22 protein-coding genes are annotated in these 22,027 nt (G+C 63.4%); 6 read left to right on the top strand and 16 right to left on the bottom strand.

Going from position 1 to position 22,027, the window contains the following annotated elements:
• Nucleotides 1-52 precede the first annotated feature (52 nt).
• A complete protein-coding gene (locus KHY18_RS21770) occupies nucleotides 53-880 on the bottom strand; it encodes a DODA-type extradiol aromatic ring-opening family dioxygenase (RefSeq protein ID WP_249729293.1) in 828 nt (275 codons plus the stop codon).
• 127 nt (nucleotides 881-1,007) lie between these two features.
• Here KHY18_RS21770 and KHY18_RS21765 point away from each other — a divergent pair, with 127 nt between their 5' ends.
• The gene (locus tag KHY18_RS21765) at nucleotides 1,008-1,907 is read left to right on the top strand and encodes a LysR family transcriptional regulator (protein WP_249729292.1); all 900 of its coding nucleotides are present in this window, start codon (nucleotides 1,008-1,010) and stop codon (nucleotides 1,905-1,907) included.
• Between the two features lie 37 nt (nucleotides 1,908-1,944).
• On the opposite strand, the gene KHY18_RS21760 is transcribed toward KHY18_RS21765, so the two are convergent.
• The 4 genes from KHY18_RS21760 to KHY18_RS21745 all read right to left on the bottom strand — a co-directional run bounded on the left by KHY18_RS21760 (nucleotide 1,945) and on the right by KHY18_RS21745 (nucleotide 6,978).
• The gene (locus KHY18_RS21760; protein ID WP_213304822.1) at nucleotides 1,945-2,502 is read right to left on the bottom strand and encodes a DUF3455 domain-containing protein; all 558 of its coding nucleotides are present in this window, start codon (nucleotides 2,500-2,502) and stop codon (nucleotides 1,945-1,947) included.
• 742 nt (nucleotides 2,503-3,244) lie between these two features.
• Nucleotides 3,245-4,159 carry a hypothetical protein gene (locus KHY18_RS21755; protein ID WP_213304819.1) on the bottom strand — a complete coding sequence of 305 codons (915 nt, stop codon included), beginning with the start codon at nucleotides 4,157-4,159 and terminating at the stop codon, nucleotides 3,245-3,247.
• Nucleotides 4,160-4,894: 735 nt separating this feature from the next.
• The gene (locus KHY18_RS21750; protein WP_213304817.1) at nucleotides 4,895-5,899 is read right to left on the bottom strand and encodes a ParB/RepB/Spo0J family partition protein; all 1,005 of its coding nucleotides are present in this window, start codon (nucleotides 5,897-5,899) and stop codon (nucleotides 4,895-4,897) included.
• Nucleotides 5,900-5,901: 2 nt separating this feature from the next.
• On the bottom strand, nucleotides 5,902-6,978 hold the full coding sequence (locus tag KHY18_RS21745; protein WP_249729291.1) for a ParA family protein: 1,077 nt from the start codon (nucleotides 6,976-6,978) through the stop codon (nucleotides 5,902-5,904).
• Nucleotides 6,979-8,455: 1,477 nt separating this feature from the next.
• On the opposite strand from KHY18_RS21745, the gene KHY18_RS21740 reads away from it, so the two are divergent.
• Nucleotides 8,456-9,214 (top strand): SDR family NAD(P)-dependent oxidoreductase, encoded by a 759-nt coding sequence (locus KHY18_RS21740; protein ID WP_213304815.1) that lies wholly within the window; start codon nucleotides 8,456-8,458, stop codon nucleotides 9,212-9,214.
• Here KHY18_RS21740 and KHY18_RS21735 read toward each other — a convergent pair whose 3' ends face one another.
• Nucleotides 9,215-10,162 (bottom strand): sensor domain-containing diguanylate cyclase, encoded by a 948-nt coding sequence (locus KHY18_RS21735; RefSeq protein WP_213304813.1) that lies wholly within the window; start codon nucleotides 10,160-10,162, stop codon nucleotides 9,215-9,217.
• Nucleotides 10,163-10,304: 142 nt separating this feature from the next.
• On the opposite strand from KHY18_RS21735, the gene KHY18_RS21730 reads away from it, so the two are divergent.
• Nucleotides 10,305-10,613 carry a DUF5710 domain-containing protein gene (locus KHY18_RS21730; protein ID WP_213304811.1) on the top strand — a complete coding sequence of 103 codons (309 nt, stop codon included), beginning with the start codon at nucleotides 10,305-10,307 and terminating at the stop codon, nucleotides 10,611-10,613.
• A gap of 41 nt (nucleotides 10,614-10,654) precedes the next feature.
• On the opposite strand, the gene KHY18_RS21725 is transcribed toward KHY18_RS21730, so the two are convergent.
• The 3 genes from KHY18_RS21725 to KHY18_RS21715 all read right to left on the bottom strand — a co-directional run bounded on the left by KHY18_RS21725 (nucleotide 10,655) and on the right by KHY18_RS21715 (nucleotide 13,178).
• Nucleotides 10,655-11,032, bottom strand: coding sequence for a helix-turn-helix domain-containing protein (locus tag KHY18_RS21725; RefSeq protein ID WP_213304809.1), 378 nt, complete (start codon nucleotides 11,030-11,032; stop codon nucleotides 10,655-10,657).
• 91 nt (nucleotides 11,033-11,123) lie between these two features.
• On the bottom strand, nucleotides 11,124-11,939 hold the full coding sequence (gene dkgB / locus KHY18_RS21720; protein WP_213304807.1) for a 2,5-didehydrogluconate reductase DkgB: 816 nt from the start codon (nucleotides 11,937-11,939) through the stop codon (nucleotides 11,124-11,126).
• Between the two features lie 36 nt (nucleotides 11,940-11,975).
• On the bottom strand, nucleotides 11,976-13,178 hold the full coding sequence (locus tag KHY18_RS21715; protein WP_213304805.1) for an MFS transporter: 1,203 nt from the start codon (nucleotides 13,176-13,178) through the stop codon (nucleotides 11,976-11,978).
• A 100-nt stretch (nucleotides 13,179-13,278) separates the two neighbouring features.
• Here KHY18_RS21715 and KHY18_RS21710 point away from each other — a divergent pair, with 100 nt between their 5' ends.
• Entirely contained in the window at nucleotides 13,279-14,175 is an 897-nt protein-coding gene (locus KHY18_RS21710; protein ID WP_213304802.1) for a LysR family transcriptional regulator, read from the top strand.
• A gap of 260 nt (nucleotides 14,176-14,435) precedes the next feature.
• Here KHY18_RS21710 and KHY18_RS27185 read toward each other — a convergent pair whose 3' ends face one another.
• Genes KHY18_RS27185 through KHY18_RS27175 form a run of 3 tightly spaced genes read right to left on the bottom strand, consistent with a single transcriptional unit; the run spans nucleotide 14,436 to nucleotide 16,132 of the window.
• Entirely contained in the window at nucleotides 14,436-14,981 is a 546-nt protein-coding gene (locus KHY18_RS27185) for a hypothetical protein (RefSeq protein WP_249729290.1), read from the bottom strand.
• A complete protein-coding gene (locus KHY18_RS27180; RefSeq protein WP_349630327.1) occupies nucleotides 14,978-15,610 on the bottom strand; it encodes an RNA-guided endonuclease InsQ/TnpB family protein in 633 nt (210 codons plus the stop codon). The genes KHY18_RS27185 and KHY18_RS27180 overlap by 4 nt, the downstream gene beginning before the upstream one ends.
• 51 nt (nucleotides 15,611-15,661) lie before the next feature.
• Complete coding sequence (locus tag KHY18_RS27175) at nucleotides 15,662-16,132, bottom strand: hypothetical protein (protein WP_249729288.1); 471 nt, start codon at nucleotides 16,130-16,132, stop codon at nucleotides 15,662-15,664.
• 153 nt (nucleotides 16,133-16,285) lie between these two features.
• Here KHY18_RS27175 and KHY18_RS21695 point away from each other — a divergent pair, with 153 nt between their 5' ends.
• Nucleotides 16,286-16,468, top strand: coding sequence for a hypothetical protein (locus KHY18_RS21695; RefSeq protein ID WP_502769377.1), 183 nt, complete (start codon nucleotides 16,286-16,288; stop codon nucleotides 16,466-16,468).
• A 21-nt stretch (nucleotides 16,469-16,489) separates the two neighbouring features.
• Here KHY18_RS21695 and KHY18_RS21690 read toward each other — a convergent pair whose 3' ends face one another.
• From KHY18_RS21690 to KHY18_RS21675, 4 genes are all read right to left on the bottom strand, one after another.
• Complete coding sequence (locus tag KHY18_RS21690) at nucleotides 16,490-17,932, bottom strand: NAD-dependent succinate-semialdehyde dehydrogenase (protein WP_213304799.1); 1,443 nt, start codon at nucleotides 17,930-17,932, stop codon at nucleotides 16,490-16,492.
• A gap of 178 nt (nucleotides 17,933-18,110) precedes the next feature.
• Nucleotides 18,111-19,838: an L-arabinonate dehydratase gene (araD, locus tag KHY18_RS21685; RefSeq protein WP_213304796.1), complete on the bottom strand. Its 1,728-nt coding sequence runs from the start codon at nucleotides 19,836-19,838 to the stop codon at nucleotides 18,111-18,113.
• Nucleotides 19,839-19,921: 83 nt separating this feature from the next.
• Nucleotides 19,922-20,734: an aldolase/citrate lyase family protein gene (locus KHY18_RS21680; RefSeq protein ID WP_213304794.1), complete on the bottom strand. Its 813-nt coding sequence runs from the start codon at nucleotides 20,732-20,734 to the stop codon at nucleotides 19,922-19,924.
• A gap of 2 nt (nucleotides 20,735-20,736) precedes the next feature.
• Nucleotides 20,737-21,168 (bottom strand): Bug family tripartite tricarboxylate transporter substrate binding protein, encoded by a 432-nt coding sequence (locus tag KHY18_RS21675; RefSeq protein ID WP_349630328.1) that lies wholly within the window; start codon nucleotides 21,166-21,168, stop codon nucleotides 20,737-20,739.
• Between the two features lie 236 nt (nucleotides 21,169-21,404).
• Between KHY18_RS21675 and KHY18_RS21670 the strand changes: the two genes are divergently transcribed.
• The coding region (locus tag KHY18_RS21670; RefSeq protein WP_213304790.1) for a LacI family DNA-binding transcriptional regulator at nucleotides 21,405-22,027 on the top strand (623 nt) is incomplete at its 3' end.

Raw genomic sequence — 22,027 nt, 5'->3', positions numbered from 1 at the left:
CCGCACAATGAATGATGCCATGGACCAGCGCCTTGACGGCGCGCTGCGGCCCTCAACCGAAGCGATAAGCCGACAACTGCGTCTGCATCACCCGCTGCGAGTACACCTGGCGGCCACGGTCCTGGCCGGCCGCGCCCGCGGCAACCATCAGCGGAATGAGATGTTCCTCGTGGCCTGCGGGATGGCAGTGGTGCGCGAACGGCGCGCCGGCCCAGTCGCGCAGCGCCGCGCTGCGCGCGCCCGGTTCGGCCTCGACGGCCGCGGTCAGCCAGTCATCGAACGCCTGCGACGGCGCCGTGTAGCGCGCATCGCCATAGCCGCGCATATTGTGAAAGCTCATGCCGCTGCCGATGATCAGCACGCCTTCGGCGCGCAGCGCCGCCAGCGCCTTTCCCATGGCCAGATGGGCAGCGGGGTCCAGGTCTTCGCGCAGCGACAGTTGCACCACCGGTATATCGGCTTCGGGGAACATCACCTTCAGCGGAATGAACATGCCGTGGTCGAAGCCGCGCGCCGCATCCACGCCGCTTTCGAAGCCGGCGCTGGCGATCAGCGCCGCGATGCGTTCGGCCAGGGCCGGTGCGCCCGGCGCGGGGTAGGTCAGCTGGTAGGTGTGCTCGGGAAAGCCATAGTAGTCATAGATCAGGCCGGGCTGGGCCGCGGCCGTGGCGCTGAAACCCGGCGTCTGCCAATGCGCCGAGACCAGCACGATCGCCTTGGGCCTGGCGGGCAGCGTGGCCGCCACGCCGCGCAGGAATTCGGCCAGACCGTTCCAGGTGTCGGCCGGCGACCACTCCATGAAGAAGCAGGGGCCGCCGCCATGGGGAATGAACAGCACCGGCTGCGGGGTGGACACGGACGACGAAGCATGGGTGGTCATGGGAAATTCCTGTTTTATTGGGGCCTTGGTTCCATGATAATTTCAATCCATAAAACATAGAATCCATTACTTAAGACCAACAGCTCCTACTAATGGTGCGAAATAAATGCTTGATCGCTATACCGGTATGAAAGTTTTCGTGCAGGCCGCCAGCCATGCGAGTTTGTCGGCCGCCGGCCGCACGCTGGGCATGTCGGCCGCCATGGCGACCAAACATGTGGACGCGCTCGAAGCGCGCTTGGGCGTCAAGCTGCTGCACCGCACCACGCGCCGCCTGACCTTGACCGACGCGGGCACGGACTACCTGGCCGCGAGCCGGCGCATCCTGCAGGAACTCGACGAAGCCGAAGCGGAAGTCGCGGCCCAGCGCATTGAAGCGGTTGGCAGGCTGCGCATGAACCTGCCGCTGTCGTTCGGCACGCGTTTCATCGCGCCGCTGTTGCCCGAATTCAGCCGCCGCTATCCAAACGTCGAAGTCGAACTGGGGCTGAGCGACGCCCAGCAGGATTTGATACAGGGAGGCTGGGACATGGCGATACGCATAGGCCATCTCACGGACAGCGCGCTCAAGACCAGGCGCCTGGGCAATTGCCCCATGCAGATCTGTGCCGCACCCAGCTATCTCGCACGCCACGGCACACCGCGACGCGTTGCCGAACTATCGGCACATAACTGCCTGAGCTATACGCTCTCACCGCTGCAGGGGCGGGGCACCTGGGGCTTTGGCCCTGCGGGAGACATCCAGGTGCCGGTGCAAGGCAACCTCAAGGCCAACAACGGCGATGCGCTGCTCGTCGCCGCCCTGGGCGGCCAGGGTGTGATCTACCAGCCGAACTTCATCGTCGCCGATGCGCTGGCCAGCGGCACGCTGGTGGCACTGGAACTTGACCAGCCGGCGCTTGATCTGGGAGGCCTGCATGTGCTGTTCCCGCCCGATCGGCGCCCGCCGGCCAAGGTCAGGGCCATGATCGACTATCTCGTCGAAACGCTTTCATCCGCTTGCGGCGAGAAGCCGCCAGCGGACTGACCCAGTCCCGGGCCGCGGGCCCAGGACCTGGCATGGCTTACTTCCAGAAGATGTAGTCGGCCTGGTAATTCACGATCTGGCGTTGTCCCTTGTTGCCCGCCATGCAGGCCGCTGCCGGGGCCACGCCGCCCTTCAAGGCCACGCGCTGGATATAGGTGACGCCGGTCATCGCGCCGCTGCCCATCGCCGGGTTGGCCTTGACCAGTTGGTAGGGCAGGTTGCCGTCGCCCGAAGGCGCAACGGCCAGTTGTGTGGCGGTGACCTTGGAGCCATCCAGCGCTTCCCAGGTTGCTGGCGGGCCATAGTAAGTGCCCACTTTCTTTCCGCTGCGATCCATCAGGTCGGCTTGGGGACCGACAAACACCCATTCGGTCTGGCCGGGGGCGTTGGCCTTGTCACGGCATTCATAGGTGATCTGGCCGCGGGCTGTCGTGGTTTCCCAGGCGACCTTGTTGCCTGCAGGCACGCGAACACTTTCCGGAACACTCATGGGATTGAAGTGCTGCGACTTGTCCATCGAGCCACAGGCAGTGAGCAATACCGCCGAAGTGATGATGCCGATGGGTGCGAGGATGGAAGCAGAAAGCGTTTTCATGGAAGTTCTCCAGAAGAAAATTGGGGGGGAAACCAGGCAACTCGATGAGCTGCTACTGGTACTACCCACCAGAACGCGGTTTGGATGCAGTGAATGCAAAATAAATTTTCCGGCATGTTCGCGCCTTGTTTCACCGTGCGCTTCGCGTGCATCCGCGCGCGCAGATCTGCACCGCGCAAGCTGCCTGGCGCAGACAGCCGTGCGCTCAGGCCTTGGCGCCGATGTCGCCATGCATTGGCGACGGGTGACGATGGCCTCATGCCGGCACCTCGCCGAGTTGCTGCCCAAGGAGCTGCCCCTAAGCGGCGGCTGTGCGGTGCAATTTCGCCGTGACTTGGCGCCTGCTTGCCGAACTTCGCTCTCAGCGCTTTTACGCGGTGTGCTGGACATGGGACAGGCATGGTGAGCATGGGCCAAGGTTTCGGCGTTGACAACGTGGCGCATCGACCCGTTTGGCTGGCTGACCATTCCAGGTGCAATGCACGCACCAGAAATCAAGGCCTTGCGCCTGACCGGCATGACAACGACAGGCTTGCTGCCGTGCACCGCAGTACCGGTCGATCCTTGCCCAGCAAGGTCGACGTGGCTCCGGTGGGCATTCATGGTCGGTGGCGAAAAAAAAGCACGCACAGCGGGTTGTTCTCTTTAGATTGTGGTTTTAAAACTCTGATTTAGAGGCGTCAGCGCTGACGTCTGGTAGCCGGAAAGTTATCCACATTTCGCTTGCATTCGGTGAAGCCAATCAAGCATCGCGCCGGGCGATCAAGCGGCCCGCGGCGATGGCATCGAGGAATGTCTGGCACATGGGTCGCGCGGCGCGCCGGCCCTCGCGTTCTTCCAGCAGCATTCCGCAGGCGTCGACCGTGACCAGCAGCTTGGCATCGCGGCTTTGGAAAGTCTGGCCGGCAAACGCCGCCGTTTTTTCCTGCAAATAGGTCTGCTGCTGCAACGCGAGCGCTTCGTTGCTTGCCGCCTGCGCGCGCTGACCGAAGTCCTTGTCGCTGCTCAGCAGGGCGCGCAGGTAGGCGTAAAGCCTGCGCCCTTCGAGTTTTTCCAGGTATTTTCGCGTCACGCCCACCACATCGGACAAGCGCTGCTGGGTCTGCTTGGCGAGTTTCATCAGCTGCAGCACGCCCGTGCCTTGCATGCCCTGTTCGCGCACCAGCCAGGCCAGGTCAGAGGGCAGCTTGAGTTTGCCGAAGGTCTCGAACTGCGCACCGGGGTCTGACGCACGGCTGGATGCAGGCGCGGGTGCCTGTTGCGCCACAGGTGCTGCGGGTGCGACGACTGCGGGTTTGCCCGCATGGCGGTTGTCGGTCAGCAGCAGCGCTTCGAGCAGCTTGAGCGTTGGAATGAGTGGCGAGCTGGAACCGCGCAGCCCGGCGCGGGCTTTCTGCACTCTTTCGATCAGTCCGTGGTCTTCCAGCCATTTGACGACGCGATGCACCGTTTCCACCGATTTTCCCGATTCCGAGGCAAGTGTGCCGCGACTGGCCAAAATTGGCGAATTCAGCCGAATCAGGTTGATTTTCTTGATGATGCGAAAAATCACGCGGAGATAGCCGTCGGGCATGTCGCGGAACAAAGGCGACTCATCCAGCGCCGAACAGGCGCGCGCAATCATCGAAGGGTAAACAGTAGGGGCGAGTTTTTCCATCGCGGTCTCCAAAGGACACGAAAATCCCTTGACGACTTCTTCCCAGTTCCCTTACTATTCGCTCATTCGGAGAGCTTTTGACCGATTTCCGTCGGTTGAAGGGAATTTGAGACGAATCATCAAGATTCACAAGGAACCCTCAAAGTTGGCGCTTTGAGGGTTTATTGTTTTCTGAACGAAAGCGCTGAGACTTAAGTCATGGTGGTTCTCCCGTTTTGATGGCCCAGACGCACCGAACCCCGCTCTGGGCGGGGTTCGGTTGGGTGTTTATGCGTATAAACACATTGGGTGGGCCGTCGGTGCCCTCGTCGAGGGGCTGGCCGTTGCCCCCTGGGGGCCAGCAGCTGTTTATGCGTATAAACAGTGTCTGCAGACCAGGCAAGCAGGCTGTAGCCATCCTTCAGTTCATGTCCCTGCTGTCCGGCCGATTGGCGAGCCGGTTTATGCGTATAAACAGAGGTGCATGGCGCCAGGGGCGACACACTCATCTGCAGCACGGACAAAGTCTGCGGATACGCATGAACTCCACGGTCGACCACGATGTTCAAGACGCTTTCCAGCGTGCATCGGATCTGAAGTTCATGCGTATCGACAGCGTACGAAACCGCCTCCGGCGTCCGCACGGCGCCAGAAACAAGGTGCTGAAAGACCTGCGCGCCCATCCACGGGGCGCGCATAAAGCAAACAGGCCGCACGGGCTTGCGCACGGCGGCTTGTTTATGCGTATAAACGGTTTCAGTCATGAAGCCCGGGCTTATCGGTGGCCACCGCTTTTTCAGGTTCGGCGGGCAACACAACGGCGACGGTATCCAGCAGGTTTTCAAGCGCGGTCGCAAACGCCAGGCGCTTGTCGTCGGGCACGGCGATCGAGACTTCGAACACGTCGCCGCGCTGCTTGTAATAACCGTTGGAATATTTGATCTGTTTGGACGGGCTCGCGCTCTTGGAACCCGAGGGGTTCAGAAAAGCCTGCACCTGGTTCGACAACCAGCGCAGCGGCTGATCTTCGGCTGCGAATTTGTTCGCCAGCGAAACCGCACGCCGCTGGCCGCACTTTTCGTGCACCTTGAGCAACTGATATGCCGCATTGGCACCAAACTTTTCGGGATGCTGGCGTACCAGCTCCAGCAGATCTTCCGGCAGCTTTGCGTATGCACGGTAAAAGCTCATCAGTGTCTTGGAGAGCTTGGCGCGGCGCGCAATATCGGAAGCAGACTCGCCCGCGATGATCAGCTTTTCATAGAACATCGCGCGATCGAAGTCGCAGTGCTGCTGCCGGCATTCATTCTGTTCGTAGCCGAACCAGGCGGATTCTTCCAGCGTCAGATCCAGGTGGACTTCCGCCAGCAAGGATTCGAAAACCTTGTGCTCGCGGCATGCCTGGACCCGCGTCCAGCCATCACAGATGATGAACCGGCCCGCGGCATTGGGATTGGGAATGACGTGAATCGGATCGTGCTGACCTTGGGTGCGCAGGTTCTCCGCGCGCTGAAGAATCATTTCGGAGGTATAGACCTCGCGCGGCGCCAAGGGATTGGCATCGATCAGCTGAAGGCTGATCTGCTGGACATAACGTTCCTGTGGCCGCATGGGCGCAGCGGTCTGCGCATCATTGCTGGCCGGCGCACTTTCTGCATCGGGCTTGGCTACCGGCATATCGGGCAGCGCATGCAGCGGCACCGCCGGAACGACGGATCCGCTCCTGATCAGGCCGGAAAGCTTTGGCGGTGGTTTGGCCATGGTCATTCTCCAACCGGCATACCTGGCATGGTGATGCGGTAGCTGCGAATCAGGCTTTTGGCGACGTCATAGATGGCGGCCGCGCCCACCGAGCTGGGCTCGACTTCGACCAGCGGCGCGGTTTCACGGGCGTTGGGGTTCAACTGGCGCGCAAACCCGGAAAACTGCGGAATGATCGAGTCGTTGAGCATCGATCCGTACTTCGAATAAAGAAAGCCCATGCTCTCGCGCACATGCTTGAGGCTGGGATGGTATTTGTTGATGACCACTTCCATGCCGACTTCAGCGCCGGTCACCGACTGGATTTCTGCCAGATTGGACGCCAGCGAATCGAGTGCGCGCAGGCAGCTGCCTTCGGGCTCGACGATGGTCAAGACCTTGCCCGACACTTTCGCGGCAAACGAAAATGCGAGACCGATCGGCGTGGTGCCGGGTGCGGTATCGACAATGATGACGTCATAGGCGCTCGACAGGAACGCCCCGTTGCGGTTCAGGAAAAGCTGGGCGCGCGCATGGCTGGCCATGACCGCCACCAGGCTGGCGTCGGTTTCGGCCAGCGTGATGTCGGCGGGAATCAGGTCGAGAAATCCGCCCTCATAGATGTGCTTGATGGCCGAAGGCAGTTCGGCATCGGGTTCTTTCTCGGCCTTGCGCAGAAAGTGTCCGATGTGGCGAATGTCGGTTTCGTAACCAGTTGTATCAATGCCAAGCAGATTGGACGCGGACGCCTGGGGATCGGCATCGATCACCAGCACCCGAAAACCCATCATTGCCAAGGATGAGGCAACGTTCACTGAAACGCTGGTTTTGCCCACGCCACCCTTGGTCATCCGGGTCACGATGACCGGCGGAAGATTCGTGGAACCCAGCGGCAGCGCATCGGTGGTCGGCGGAACCAGGCCGGCCGCACGGTAACGCGCAGCCCGCATGTCTGCCGGCGTGTACTTCATGTGGTGCTGGCCTTCAGGCTTTTCACGACCCACCAACTCCTGCAACTTTTTTGCGGAAACATCCAAGCCTGACAAAGCTGTCGCTACAGATGTTTTGAATTGAATCGCTCTAGCCATGGCATTAACCAACGTATCTCATGTTTGAGAAGCGAAGCATAAGGCCGAACAACAATGTTGACAAGTTTTTTCTTGCATCGCGCAAAAAAACTCTCAATCCCTGAGCATCGTCGGCAAGCTTTTCCCTGGAACAATAGAAGCTTGGGACATTGCTGCGATGCGAGACAATTGCCAGAGTTGGCGCATTCTGGTTGATCAGAGGTGCGGATCTTCCGGGCGGCTGTTGCCGAAGATTGTGTGGTTTATGACATTTTCGCAGAGATGCGCCCAGCGTCTGAAAACCTCCAAGCCGGTACACATGCAACGGGCGGTACAGAAAACGATGACCATCTGCTGACGAAGAACCTGAGGATTTGTGACGCGGTGTCACAGCTCCGGTTCCCGTGCCGGAGCCGAGCACAAGGTGTTTGCATTAGCCCGTCGGAGTTTTGGATGTGTGCCATTTCAGCCGTGGTTTTGACCAGGTCGATCATAGACTGCTGCGGCACGGATAAGGTTGGCGCTCACTCCAAAACCTATTTCATTGTTATGCTTGGATGTCGCTTACATGTGATGTTCGTTTATGCGTTGTGTTTTGTTAAAGCTGAAGAAGTATTTCATGTAAGCTGTGTTGAGTTAAAGCAAGCATCACTTTAGCCGCTGAAATCGCTTGCGCTCGATGGCTGTTTTTCTGCTTGGCAGCACAGCGGGCTCTGCCGCCAAGGCCCTGTCCCTGCCCATTTTTAGCGTGGTTCACACCGGCGCGTATTGCCGCTGAAGCCGCCTGCGGCGCAAGCCGCAGGCCAGGGGCCAGCAGCCCCGTCTCAAGGCCTGGACGGTGGGCTTTTCCTGCAAGCCCAGGCCAGTCGACGGCAAAGCATGTCGGCCCGCACGCTCCCTCAGCAGCATGGGACTGGTCCACAGCAAACTGCATGAAACGGTATCGGTATGGCGCTTCGCGCCACGGCAAATCTCCATGGCCGCAATGGCGCGATGCCTGCCCCTGGCTGCGCCCTCGCATCTATATAGATAGGTGAGGCCCGCCCCACACACTTGCCACGAAGGCCAGCCAGCGCCGCGTGCCAAGGCCACGGACCGCAGGCCGGCAGTCAACTCCGCACAATCTTGTCTGTTGGTCGGCACCGCAAGCTCCAGATAGATTGCTGCGAAGTTGTCGCTTACCGTTATAAGCTTTGCTCCTTTATTTCATGTAAGCTGCATTCGATTGATCATAGAGAACCGTTGAGACGTTCTCCACGGCAGCTGAATGCCAGGAAAGACGGCGCAAGAAGTTCCTCCACGCGCTGCACGACGCATGGAAAAACAGCGAATAATGGCCACAGCGAGTCACCCAGATCTCGCCAGAACCCGCAACGCACAGCCGCACAAATCCAAGCGCTGACCCATTGCGCATAGATGCACGCAGCGATATCCCCGATATGGCGCACCACTCCCTGAGATTCAGCTGCCTGCAACCACCTGACTCCCACCGCTGTCCGAACTGCCTTTCATGACCATTGCCATCACGCCCGCATCCCGTCCCGTCGCCCTTGTCACCGGCTCCGCTTCCGGCATCGGCGCAGCCATCGCGCGCCGGCTGTCCGGCGACGGTTTCGCCGTCGTGCTGCATTCGCGCAGTTCTGTCGAAGCAGGCCGTGCGCTGGCCGCTGAATTGGGGCAAGCCATCTATATACAGGCGGACCTCGCCCAGGACGCCGACCGCTCACGGTTGGTGCAGCAGGCGGTTGACGCCTGGGGCCGGCTCGATGTGCTGGTCAACAATGCCGGCATCAGCCAGGTGATTGCCCATGCCGATCTGGCCGCCGCCACGCCCGATATCTGGCACGCCATGCACGAAGTCAATGTGGTCGCGCCCTTCAGGCTGGTGGCGCTGGCGGAATCGGCGCTGCGCGCGGCGGCGCAGCCGGGGCGCCCGGCCTGCGTGGTCAACATCAGCTCGCATGCGGGCGTGCGGCCCAAGGGCGCGTCCATACCGTACGCCGCGAGCAAGGCCGCGTTGAATCACATGACACGCCTTCTTGCGCTGTCGCTGGCGCCCGAGATACGCGTCAACGCCGTGGCGCCCGGCCTGGTCGACACTCCGTTGACCGCAAGTTGGACACAGGCCCAGCAACTCTGGAAGGAGCGCGCGCCCATGCGGCGCGCCGCCAGCCCCGAAGACATCGCCCAGCTCGTGGCCATGCTGGTGGAATCCAACTATCTGACGGGAGAGATTCTGCTGTCGGACGGCGGTTTGAATCTGACCTGATCACGCCTGCAGTTGCATGCGCTCGATACGGTTGCGGCCATTGTTCTTGGCCGCATACAGTTGCTGGTCGATCGAGTCCGCAAATCCCGACGGATTCGCTTGCTCGTCGGGCGTGATGGTGCCTACACCGATGCTGACCGTAAGCCGGCGGTCATGCGGCGACAGCGCATGGGTGATCGCCTGCTTCTGAATGAGCCGCTGGCAGCGCTGCGCGACATTCCAGGCCATGTCGGCATCGGCGCCGGGCAGCAGGATCACGAACTCCTCGCCGCCAAAGCGCGCGGCGAGATCGCGCGGGCCATCGAGCGCCAGGTTCAATGTCTGCGCGATATCCACCAGACACTGGTCGCCGCGCAGATGGCCGTACAGGTCGTTGTACTGCTTGAAAAAGTCGATGTCTATCATCAGCAGCGACAGTGGCTGCTGATCGCGGCGCGCGTTCGCCCATTCGAGCTCGAGGCTGGCATTGAAACGCCGGCGGTTGGCGATGTTGGTCAGCCCGTCCTTGAACGACAGTGCTTCGAGTTCGCCTTGCAAGGCGAGCAGGCGTTCCTCGGTCTTCTTGCGCTCGCTGATGTCGAACATGAAGCCGATCAGCGCCTGGACCTCGCCCTGGTCGTTGCGCACCACGTGCACTACATCGCGAATCCAGACATAGCCGTTGTCGCGCGTCAGCGCGCGGTAGTCGGCTTCATGGTCTACGCCGGCCTGCGACTGGGTGACGCAGAAATTCACCACGCGCTCGCGGTCGTCGGGGTGCATGCGCAGCGCCCAGTCTTCGACGCTGCGCCAGCTCTCACGGCTCCAGCCGAGCAAGGGCTCGATCTGCGGCCCGATATAGGCAAACGTCATGCTGGCCCAGTCGATTTTCCAGGGAATGGCCTGGGTCGATTCCAGCAGCGCCTGGTAGACCGTGGGGTCGTTGCTGAATTCAGTCACTTCGGACATGCTGGTCCACTCCCGGTTCCGTTTCGATGAAAAGCCTGCGCACGCGATGGCTGCCGCACAGTCGCCCTGGACGCATGGCTGCGGCCGCGCTGCAGGATACATTGCCGGGAAAACCCGCAGGCTGCGCTTAAGATCAGAGCCCATGAAACAAGCCCAACTCCTACTCAACGTTCCCTTCGCGGCCAAGGACCAGGCAAAAGGTCTGGGAGCGCGCTGGGACCCGCAGCAGCGCAGCTGGTATGTGCCGTTGGGTGTCGATATCCAGCCGTTCCAGGCCTGGTGGCCCGCAGACCTCAAGTCCCAGGGCGGTGATGTGATGGCGCAGGTGAGGAAAGCCGCTGCGTCGACGCCTGCGCAAGCCGCACGCAAGCCGGCCGCGACCGGCACGATCTTTACCGGCCCCGCAGAAGTCGCGCCCGACGCATCGGACAAACTGCCCTGGGAAGACTGAGCGGCAGGCGATTTTTATCCGCTAAAACGCACGGCCGCGATTCAAGGCGCGCGGCGCTTGGCCTTGGCAATCTTCTTGCGGTTGGCCTCGTCCCATTGGCGCACATTGAACGCCTGGTAATCGGTCAGCACCGCGTCCACACGCGCCATGCCGGCAGGCAGGCTGCGGCGCGCGCGATAGCCGGCCGCAGGCTCCTGCAGCGCGGGAGCGGCATCAGCGACTTCGAGCAGTTGCGGCAAAGGCACTTCGAGCGCCTGCGCGAGCGCTGCCATGATCTTCAGCGAAGGATTGGCCTTGCCATGGGTCAGATCGGAGAGAAACGAAACGGACATGCCGGCCTTCTGCGCCAAGGCCTGCTTGGTCATCTGCTTCTCGTCCAGCAGTCTGAGCACGTTGCGCAGAAAGATTTCTTGGTACACGGTGGGCGGGAGCGGCCAGGGCTTTAGCCGCTAAAAATTGACGATAAGGTCCATGCCCACATCTTAGCGCCCTGCCCCACCCTGCCCGTTCTCAGTCCCAGGTCGGTGCCAGGCCGTCGGGGTTTACCAGGCGTTCGCCGCGGTCCATGGCATCGATCTGCGCGAGTTCCGCCGCGCTCAGGCGCAGCTGCAGCGCGCCGAGATTGCTCGCCAGGTTCAAGCGCTGCGTGGACGAAGGAATGACCGCGAAGCCGCGCGCCAGCGCCCAGGCCAACGTGACCTGGGCTGCGGTCGCGCCATGCGCGGCGGCAATCGCCTGGATCAGCGGCTCCTTGAGCGCCTGGCCATACGCCAGCGTCATGTACGAAGTGATGCGAATGCCGTGCTGCTTGGCATGGGCGACGACCGCCGGGTTCTGCAGCCGCGGGTGCAGCTCGATCTGGTTGGTGGCGATGTTCTGCGCGCCCACGGCATCAATCGCCTGCTGCTGCAATGCGACCGGGAAGTTGGAGATGCCTATGGCCCGGGTCAGGCCCAGCTCGCGGGCTTGCATCAGCGCGTCCAGCGTTTCGGTCAGCGGCACGGCGGCCGCGGGCGAAGGCCAGTGGATCAGCGTCAGGTCGACCTGCTCGGTGCGCAGCTTGGCCAGGCTTTCGCGCAGGCTGGGCAGCAGTTGCGCGCCGCCCAGGTTCTCGGTCCAGATCTTGGTCGTCAGGAACAGCTGGTCACGCGCCACAGCGCTTTCGGCCATCGCCTGGCCGATCTCGGCCTCGTTGCCATAGATCTGCGCGGTGTCGATGGCGCGGTAGCCGACTTCGAGCGCATTGCGCACCGAGTCGATCACGGTAGCGCCGGTCAGGCGGAAAGTGCCCAGGCCCAGATCAGGAATTTGAATGGAAGTCGTCATGGATGCTCCGTTGAAAAAAGAAGAGAGAAAAGAAATTCAGTGGGCTGCCGAAGGCCGTCCCTTGGCGCGCAGCGCCGCGCCGTCGCGGCGATCGAGCGCGCCGCTCCAATGGGTCAATGCCAGCGACACCAGCACCACCGCAGCGCCTATCCAGGGCGTGTGCTTCAGGCCCCAGTGGCTCACGATCAGGCCGCCGGCCCAGGCCGCGCCCGCAATGCCCAGATTGAAGGCCGCGATGTTCAGGCCCGAAGCCACGTCGACGGCCTGGGGCGCGAAGCGCTCGGCCTGCTTGACCACATAGACCTGCAACCCGGGCACGTTGCCGAACGCGACCGCGCCCCACAGCAGTACCGTGACCAGCGCGAGCCAGGCATGGGGTGCGGTAAAGTTCAGCAGCAGCAGCACGCCGGCCAGCGCGGTGAAGATGATCTTGAGCGCGGCAATCGCACCCTTGCGGTCGGCGAGGCGCCCGCCCCACAGATTGCCGGCCGCGACCGACACGCCATACACCAGCAGCACCCAGCCCACGGCACCGGCGCTGAAGCCCGAGATTTCGGTCAGGATGGCGGCGAGGAAAGTGAAGGGAATGAAAGTGCCGCCGTAACCAATGGCCGTGGTCGCATAGACCAGCAGCAGCCGCGGCTGCGTCAACACCTTGGCCTGCTGGGCCAGCGATGCGGGCGGCGTGTGGCGCAGCTTGCGCGGCACGAACACCCAGCTGCCGACAAAGGCCAGCGCGCCCAGCAGCGACACCGCAAGGAAAGTCTCGCGCCAGCCGAAGTGCTGGCCGATGAACGTGCCCAGCGGCACGCCGGTCACCAGCGCCACCGTGAGGCCGGTGAACATGATGGCGATGGCGCTCGCGGCCTTTTCGCGCGGCACCAGGCTGGTGGCGATGGTCGAGCCTATCGAGAAGAACACGCCATGGGCCAGGCCCGTGAGCACGCGCGCCGCGACCAGCGATTCATAGCTGGGCGCCTGCCACGCCAGCAGATTGCCGGCCGTGAACAAGGCCATCAGGCCCAGCAGCAGCAGCTTGCGCGGCAGCTTGCCGGTCAGCGCGGTGAGCACGGGCGCGCCGATGGCGACGCCCAGCGCATAAAGACTCACCAGCAGCCCTGCCGACGGCAGGCTGATGGCCAGGTCGGCGGCCAGCGTGGGCAGCAGGCCGACGATGACGAATTCGGTCGTCCCGATGGCAAAGGCGCTGATCGTCAGCGCGAGAAGAGCAAGTGGCATGGCAGAGGCCTGGAAGTGGAATAGCCGTACTATGCTCCCCGGATACTTGCAGATAAAGCCTTGCATCATCACAATACTGTTGACTCAGAATCAACAATCCATGAAAACCACCCTTGATGAACTCCAGGCCTTCGTGACCGTGATCGACACCGGCTCGATCACCGCCGCGGCCGAGCAGCTCGCACAGACGGTGTCGGGTGTGAGCCGCACGCTGCGCAGGCTCGAGGAAAAGCTGGGCACGACGCTGCTGCGGCGCACCACGCGCAAGCTCGCGCTGACCGAGGAAGGCAGCCTGTTCCTGCTGCGCGCGCGCGCCGTGCTCGACGCCGTCGCCTCGGCCGAAGACGAGATGGCCGCGCGCCGCGAACACCCCGCGGGCCGGCTGCGCGTGAATGCGGCCTCGCCTTTCATGCTGCACGCCATCGTGCCGCTGCTCGCGGGTTTTCGCGCCCAGTACCCCGATATCGAGCTGGAGCTCAACAGCAACGACGACCTGATCGATCTGATCGAGCAGCGCACCGACGTGGGCATTCGCATAGGCACGCTGCGCGACTCGACGCTGCACGCCACGCCGCTGGCGCGCTTTGCGCTGCGCGTGCTCGCGTCGCCGGCCTACCTCAAGGCCCACGGCAAACCACGCACGGTGGAAGATCTGCGCCAGCACAGCCTGATAGGCTTTACCCAACCCGAAAGCCTCAACCGCTGGCCGCTGCGCCATGCGGGCGGCGAAGACTACGAAATCACGCCCGGCCTGCGCGCGTCCAGCGGCGAAACCGTGCGCCAGCTCGCGCTCGCCGGCCATGGCATTGTGTGCCTGGCCGACTTCATGACCCAGGCCGACCGCGCGCGCGGCGATCTGGTGCAGCTGCTGATTGCGCATACCGTGGAGCAGCTGCAGCCCGTGAACGCTGTCTATTACCGCAATACGGAACTTGCGGCGCGCATACGCGTGTTTGTGGACTATCTGGGCACGGCATTGCGCGGGGAGCGGGGGTAGGCATGAAGTCCGCGTTGCCTTTATCTAGCGCAGGGCGTTCGTCCTTCGACGCGGCCGGCGAGGCAAGCTCTCAAGAAACAGCTTTTTTTGCCAAATAAATCAATGATTTAGAAGGTGATCGATTTTGGCAAACGGTGGCAAAACAGTGACCCGTTCGTGGTGAGCCTGTCGAACCATGAACGGCCCGTCTTCATGACTTGAGCGCAGGCCGTTCATCCTTCGACAAGCTCAGGACGAACGGTATATCGAGCCCCCGCTGTTTATATTGTCAATACACCCGTCTCCCCCACACGCATGCGCGCCGCGATATCGAGCAGCACAGCAGGCAGATCGCGCACGCTTTGCACCACACAGTGGGCCCCGGCCGCGCGCAGTTTGGCGTCGGCGACGGCGATGCGGTCGGACACTTCGGCGGCCGGCGCGCTCGCGTATTCCTTCAGAAAATAGCCGACTTCATTGCCCGACAGACTCAGCCCCACGGTCCACATGCCCGGCACGGTGTCGTCGACCTTGACGATCTGCAAGGACATGGAGACGAGGCCTTTGTATGAACGCCGACCAAAGGTTTGTGCGCGCCCTGCTCCCGCGCGGCGAAAAGTTCGGTGAACCGGCCCTAAGGCACACCGCAAGGCCTTCACGGCGTTGATCACGCGCCCGTCCATGCAGTGCACCTCGGTATAGTTACGCTGCATCTGGTCGCTGAACGGCGCCATGGCACTTGAGGATTGCGCAAGATAGCGCTGGATGAACAATCCTTGAACGTAATGGCGACGCGTTTCCAGGCGCTTGCCGGTCTGATTACTCACGACGACGGCAAAAGCTTCAGAGTCAGCGACGAATGGACGCGCCGTCTGCCATTCGATGATGGGAACGACATATTTCTTTCATTTGACATCCTCACCGGCCAGAAGCTGCGACGATTCCTTCTGCAAGACGGCGATGTCCCGCCGCGAGAATGTTTGTTGCAGCGCGTGCCACAGTCGCTGCAAACCCACTCTCTCATTCGCAGACCTGCTCTACCCTTCGGACTGCTGGCAGGAATAGTCCCGCAGCACGAACAAGTCTGGGTGGTGTAGCTTTCGTTGACTACCTCGAAGACGATACCGGCCTGATGGCTCTTGTATTCCAACATCGCCTTGAGCATGGCCCAGCCCGCATCCAGTGTGGACTTGGCCATCTTGATTTTGACCAGCTTGGCGCTGGCCACGTCGCCCACGAAAATGGCGGCGTTGTTTCTGACCAACTGCGTGCTGAATTGGTGCAGCATGTCTTTGCGCCGATTCGCTATTTTTGCGTGGATCGCTTTGACTCGAGGTCTCTTTTGCGCGCGTTGGGCGATGCGCAGCTTGGCTTCCAGCCGGCGATAAAAGCGCCCTTCGATGCGCTGGCCATCCGAGGCCACGGCCGCCTCTTTAAGGCCAAGATCGATGCCCACGCTGGCTGTGCCTGCGCTGGGCTGACTTTGCACCTTCACAGCCACATTCAACTACCAGCGCCCACGGCTGTCCTGGCTGAAGCTGCCAGCGCGTAACTGGTAGTCGGACAGGCCGTAGCTGTCCCACAAAGAAAAGTGCTGACCTGCAAAGACGATCTGCCCCGCTTTGAACCTCAACGCCCGTGCCTTGAAAGGGATCCAGCCTAAGCTGTATCTGCTGCTCAGAGGATTGGAGACACGCCAACGCAGCTTGGCCTTCTTGAATTGCTTACGAGCTTTCGCGTAGTCTTCGCAGACTTGCTGCGAAGTGGGTGATCCAATGTGCACGCCGTCACATTTGCTGAAACCATTGGTCAGTTTTTGCAGGTCATAGCCACTGAGAAATTGATGGCGTTCGCGAATGGCGCGGTAGCTGGTTTCGTTGCAGAAGTTCCAGACCTGATTGACGTCACGCGCCATTTCAGACAAGACCTTACGGTGCTTGTCCTTGACGCGCAGGCGCAGTGTCTTGGTGCACTCCATGGCAAGAATTTTCCTGGTTCCATGCCAAAAAACAAGCACCCAGGCGCTGCACATTCGTAATCGACGTAAGCAAACATCGCCGTCTGCCTTTGAAGGCCCAGACAAGCGCACTTTCGCCAAAGCATCCGGTCCATTTTTACAAGCGAGCTGGGCGTGGGCGCGGTGTCGGAAGCGGAATTCATTGCCGACCCGCGCTTCGTGCCGATTCGCATCGATGGCGATCCGGCGACGACCAGCACCTATCTCTACTATGCGCGCGAGCGCAGCCGCAGCCTGCTGATCCAGTCGTTTCTGCAGGCCCAGCGCATCGCGCCACACGCACTGCCGCCGGCCTGAACGGCGCGGCGGCTGCGGCTCTTAGATGCCGACGACCGACACCGCCTTGGTGTTGAGATAGGCTTCGAGCGCTTCGGGGCCGCCTTCGGTGCCATAGCCCGAGTCCTTGATGCCGCCGAAAGGCAGTTCGGCCGAAGGCGTTGCGGGCTGGTTGATCCACAGCATGCCGGTTTCGACACGGTTGGACAGCAGCTGCACGTTCTTGAACGAACGCGTGAACGCATAGGCCGCGAGACCGTAAGGCAGGCGGTTGGCTTCGCTGATCGCGTCTTCGAGGCGGTCGAAGGCGCGGATGCCGGCGATGGGGCCGAACGGCTCCTGGTTGAACAGGTCGGAGTCGGTCTCCAGGTTGGCGATCAGCGTGGGCGCAAAGAAGTTGCCCTTGTCGCCCACGCGCTCGCCGCCCGTGAGGATTTCGGCGCCGCGCTGGCGTGCATCGGCCACGACCTGCTGCATCGCGGTGACGCGGCGCGGGTTGGCCAACGGGCCCAGGCTCGTGCCTTCGGCCAGGCCGTCGCCGAGCTTGAGGCCTTGCGCGTACTGCACGAAGGCCTTGTTGAACTCGCCGACCAGGCTGCTGTGCACCAGAAAGCGCGTGGGCGAGATGCAGACCTGTCCGGCATTGCGGAACTTGGCCGCGCCCGCGGCCTTGACGGCCAGCGCCACGTCGGCGTCTTCGGCAATGATCACGGGAGCATGGCCGCCCAGTTCCATGGTCGCGCGCTTCATGTGCTGGCCCGCGAGCGCGGCCAGCTGCTTGCCCACGGCGGTGGAGCCGGTGAACGTGACCTTGCGGATCACGGGGTGGGCGATCACATAGCTGGAGATTTCCGCCGGGTCGCCGAAGACCAGGCCCACGACGCCTGCGGGAATGCCGGCGTCGACAAAGCAGCGCAGCAGCGCGGCCGGCGATGCCGGGGTTTCCTCGGGCGCCTTGCACAGGAACGAGCAGCCCGTGGCCAGGGCCGCGCCGATCTTGCGCACGATCTGGTTGACCGGGAAGTTCCAGGGCGTGAAAGCGGCGACCGGGCCCACGGGCTCCTTGATCACCATTTGCTGGGCGGCGACATTGCGGCCCGGAACGATGCGGCCGTAGACGCGCCGGCCTTCATCGGCGAACCATTCGATGATGTCGGCGCCGGCGTTGATTTCGACGCGGGCTTCGGCCAGGGGCTTGCCGTTTTCCTGCGTCAGCACGCTGGCGATTTCTTCCACGCGTTCGCGCAGCAGCGCGGCGGCGCGGCGCATGACGGCAGCGCGTTCGTAGACCGAGGTGTCGCGCCAGACTTCAAAGCCTTTTTGCGCCGCGGCGAGTGCACGGTCCAGGTCGGAAATGCCCGCGTGGGCCACGGTGCCTATGACCTGGCCCGTGGCCGGGTTGCGCACGTCTATGCTCTTGCCGCTGTCGGCATTCACCCAGTTGTTGGCGATCAGCAGCTGGACATTGGGGTAGGAAACGCTCATAAGGGATCTTCTTTCCATCATTCTGACGACCGGAACTCCGGTCACGGGTCGAAACGCAGGGCGGCCATGGGCGCGCGCACTGCGGGCGGCACCGCACATGGTGACACGAAATCGGCGCCCGCCAGGCCTTGCGCCATGCCACCCTGTCGCCGAGGCAGTCATGCGCCGGCGCCGCGCTTCAGAATATGTCGGGCTCGGGCACGGCCTTGCCGAAGCTGGTTTCGAGAAAATCGAAGTCGCAGCCTTCGTTGGCCTGCAGGATATGCCGGCCGAACAACCAGCCGTAGCCGCGTTCATAGCGCTCTGGCGGCGCAGTCCACGCGGCCTTGCGCTGCGCGAGTTCCTCGTCGCTGATTTCCAGATGAATGCTGCGCGCGGGCACGTCGACGGTGATGCGGTCGCCGGTGCGCACCAGCGCCAGCGGGCCGCCGACCGCCGATTCGGGCGAGCAATGCAGCAGGCAGCCGCCGTAGCTGGTGCCGCTCATGCGCGCGTCCGACAGGCGCAGCATGTCCTTGACGCCCTGCTTGAGCAGCTTGGTGGGAATCGGCAGCATGCCCCACTCGGGCATGCCCGCGCCGCGCGGGCCTGCGTTGCGCAGCACCAGGATGTCGTCGCCGCTCACGTCCAGATCGGGGTCGTCGACGGCCTTCTTCAGGCTGGGGTAGTCGTCGAACACCAGCGCCCGGCCCGTGTGCTGCAGCAGGTGCGGCGCGCAGGCACTGGGCTTGATCACCACGCCGCCGGGCGCGAGATTGCCGCGCAGCACGGCCAGCGCGCCTTCGGCGTAGATCGGCTTGTCGAGCGGGCGTATCACGTCGTCGTGGTAGACCTCGGCACCCGCGATGTTGTTGCCCAGCGTGCGACCGTTGGCGGTCAGTGCCTCAGTCTGGAGGTGGCCGCGTATGCGTTCGAGCAGCGCGCGCAGGCCGCCCGCGTAGAAGAAATCTTCCATCAGGTAGGCGTCGCCGCTGGGGCGGATGTTGGCGAGCACGGGCACGCGGCGGCTGAACGCGTCGAAGTCGTCGAGGCTCACCGCATGGCCGGCGCGGCGCGACATGGCGATCAGATGGATGATGGCGTTGGTGCTGCAGCCCATGGCCATGGCGCAGGCAATGCCGTTCTCGAAGTTGGCGCGCGTGAGCATCTTCGCGGGCGTGAGGTCTTCCCAGACCATGTCGACGATGCGCCGGCCGGTCGCGGCGCTCATGCGAATGTGGTTGGCGTCGGCCGCGGGAATCGACGAGGCGCCGGGCAGCGACAGGCCCACGGCCTCGGCGATGCCGGTCATGGTCGCCGCCGTGCCCATGGTCATGCAGGTGCCGTGGCTGCGCGCGATGCCGGCCTCCATCTCGTTCCAGGCCTGGTCCGACAGCCGGCCCGCGCGGCGCTCGTCCCAGTACTTGAACGCGTCCGAGCCCGAGCCCAGCACCTTGCCTTTCCAGTTGCCGCGCAGCATGGGGCCGGCAGGCAGGTAGATGAACGGCAGGCCCATGCTCAGCGCGCCCATGGTCAGGCCCGGCGTGGTCTTGTCGCAGCCGCCCATCAGCACCGCGCCGTCGACCGGGTGGCTGCGCAGCAGCTCCTCGGTCTCCATGGCGAGGAAGTTGCGGTACATCATGGTCGTGGGCTTGACCATGCTTTCCGACAGGGAGATTGCGGGCAATTCCAGCGGAAAGCCGCCGGCCTGCAGCACGCCGCGCTTGACGTCGTCGACGCGCTGCTTGAAATGCGCATGGCACTGGTTGGCATCGCTCCAGGTGTTGACGATGGCGATGACCGGCTTGCCCATCCAGTCCTCGTAGCCATAACCCATCTGCAGCACGCGCGAGCGGTGGCCGAAGGAGCGGAAATCATCGGGGGCGAACCAGCGTGCGCTGCGCAGGGACTCGGGGGAACGTTTCATGAAAGGCGGTCTTCCGGTTCTGGGCCCGCGTTTGGCGCAGGCCGCTGCAAGAGAAAAAACAGGCCAGGCGCGGCGCGCCCAGCTCAATAGCTGCTGACCGGCGCGGCGGCGGCCTCGCCGCCAAAGCGCCGCGCCGTGGCGTCCAGCCCGTCGCGCAGCACCAGCGTGTCGAGCACCACGGCGACGAACTGCGCGCCCAGCGCCAGGCATTCGCGCGCGCGCGCCTCATCGACCATCAGAATGCCCGGCGCCTTGCCGCAGGCACGGATGCGGCGGATGGCGTCGTCGATCGCACGGCTGACTTCCGGGTGGCGCGTCTGGCCCGGATAGCCCAGGCTGGCCGACAGGTCGGCGGGGCCGATGAAGATGCCGTCGATGCCGTCGACGGCCGCGATCGCCTCGATCTGTTCCAGCGCCTCGCCGGTCTCCACCTGCACCAGCAGGCACAGCTCATCGGCGGCGCGCGCCACGTAGTCGGTGGTGCGGCCGAAGTTCGCGGCGCGCGTGGAGCCGCCCATGCCGCGTATGCCGTGCGGCGGGTAGCGGATCGCGTCCACGGCCGCCTGCGCTTCGCGCGCGTTCTGCACGAAAGGCAGCAGCAGCGTCTGCGCGCCTATGTCGAGATAGCGCTTGATCAGCACCGGGTCGTTCCACGCGGGCCGCACCACGGCCTGTGTGGGCTGCGTGTGAGGCGCGGGCTGGGCCGCGGCCACGGCCTGCAGTTGCTGCAGCATCTGCGGCACGTCGGCGGGCGTGTGCTCGGTGTCGAGCAGCATCCAGTCGTAGCCCGCCCCCGCAATGAGTTCGCTGACATAGGGCGAGGGAATGGTCGACCAGACGCCGATCTGGGCGCGGCCTGCGCGCAGCGCATGTTTGAAGTGGTTGGTAAGAAGCATGTTCACTCGATGCGTATGTTTGCGGTCTTCACCACGTCGGTCCAGCGTGCGACTTCCGCGGCGATGAATCCTGCGGCCTGCTCCGGGGTTCCGGGCGTGGCTTCGTTGCTCATGGTGGTCATGCGCGCGATCACATCGGGCTGGGCCAGAATGTCCTGGCAAGCTTTGTTGAGCTTTTGCACGATGTCGGCAGGCATGCCCGGCGGGCCCGCAAGGCTGGTCCAGGAGTAATTGACGACGCGCGGCTGACCGGCCTCGGCCATGGTCGGCACATGGGGCAGGCTCGCCAGCCGCTGGCTGCCTGCCACGGCCAGCGCGCGCAGCTTGCCGCCCCGCACGAACGGCAGCGCCGAAGTCGCGGGAACGAACAGCAGATCGGCCTGGCTGCCTATCAGGTCGGTCATCGCCGGCGTGTCGCCCTTGTAGGGCGTGATGGGCTTGGCGCGATAGGCCGGCTGACCAACGGGGCGGCCGCCACGGCCAGCAAGCCCAGCAGCGCAGCGCGCCGGTCAGGCAGGGATCGGTACATCGTGTGTCTCCTGTAATGATTGCGCAATCATTCCCGCTTTCTCCCAATGGCTCATCGGGACGTACACCGATCTGCAATCAATCAGAAATGCGCGCCATCAGGCTTATCATGACAACGCAATCATCTCAACCATCGAGCACCATGTCGCAACGATCTTCGCGCCCGTCCACCGCCCCCACGCTCAAAGACCTCGCGCGCCTGGCCGGCGTGTCGCCGATCACGGCGTCGCGCGCGCTGCAGCGCCCCGAACTCGTGGCCGAGGCGACGCGCGCGCGCGTGGCCCAGGCCGTGGAGCAATCGGGCTATGTGCCCAATTCGCTCGCCGGCGGCCTGACTTCGCGCCAGACGCGCCTGGTCGCGGCCATCGTGCCGTCGATGGGGCATTCGCTGTTTTCCGACATGCTCGACGCGCTGGTCACCAGCCTGGCGGCCGAACGCTACGAAACCACGCTGGGCATTTCACGCTACGACCCCGAGCACGAAGAGACCTGGCTCGCGGCCATGCTCAGCCGCCGGCCCGAAGGCGTGGTGCTGACCGGCACCGAGCACACGGCGCGCACCCGGCGCCTGCTGCTCAACGCCGACATTCCGGTGGTGGAACTGTGGGACTACACGCCCCACCCGCTCGACGTGATCATCGGTTTCTCGCAGGAAGACGCGGGCCGGGCCGCGTTCCGCCATCTGGCCGCCTGCGGCTACCGGCGGCCCGCGATCCTGCGCTCCGACGACAGCCGCGCCCAGCGGCGCGCGCTGGGCTTTGCGCG

The organism is Acidovorax sp. CCYZU-2555, assembly GCF_018413525.1.
Lineage (GTDB): Bacteria > Pseudomonadota > Gammaproteobacteria > Burkholderiales > Burkholderiaceae_C > Comamonas.
This window is presented reverse-complemented; position numbering and strand designations above follow the sequence as displayed.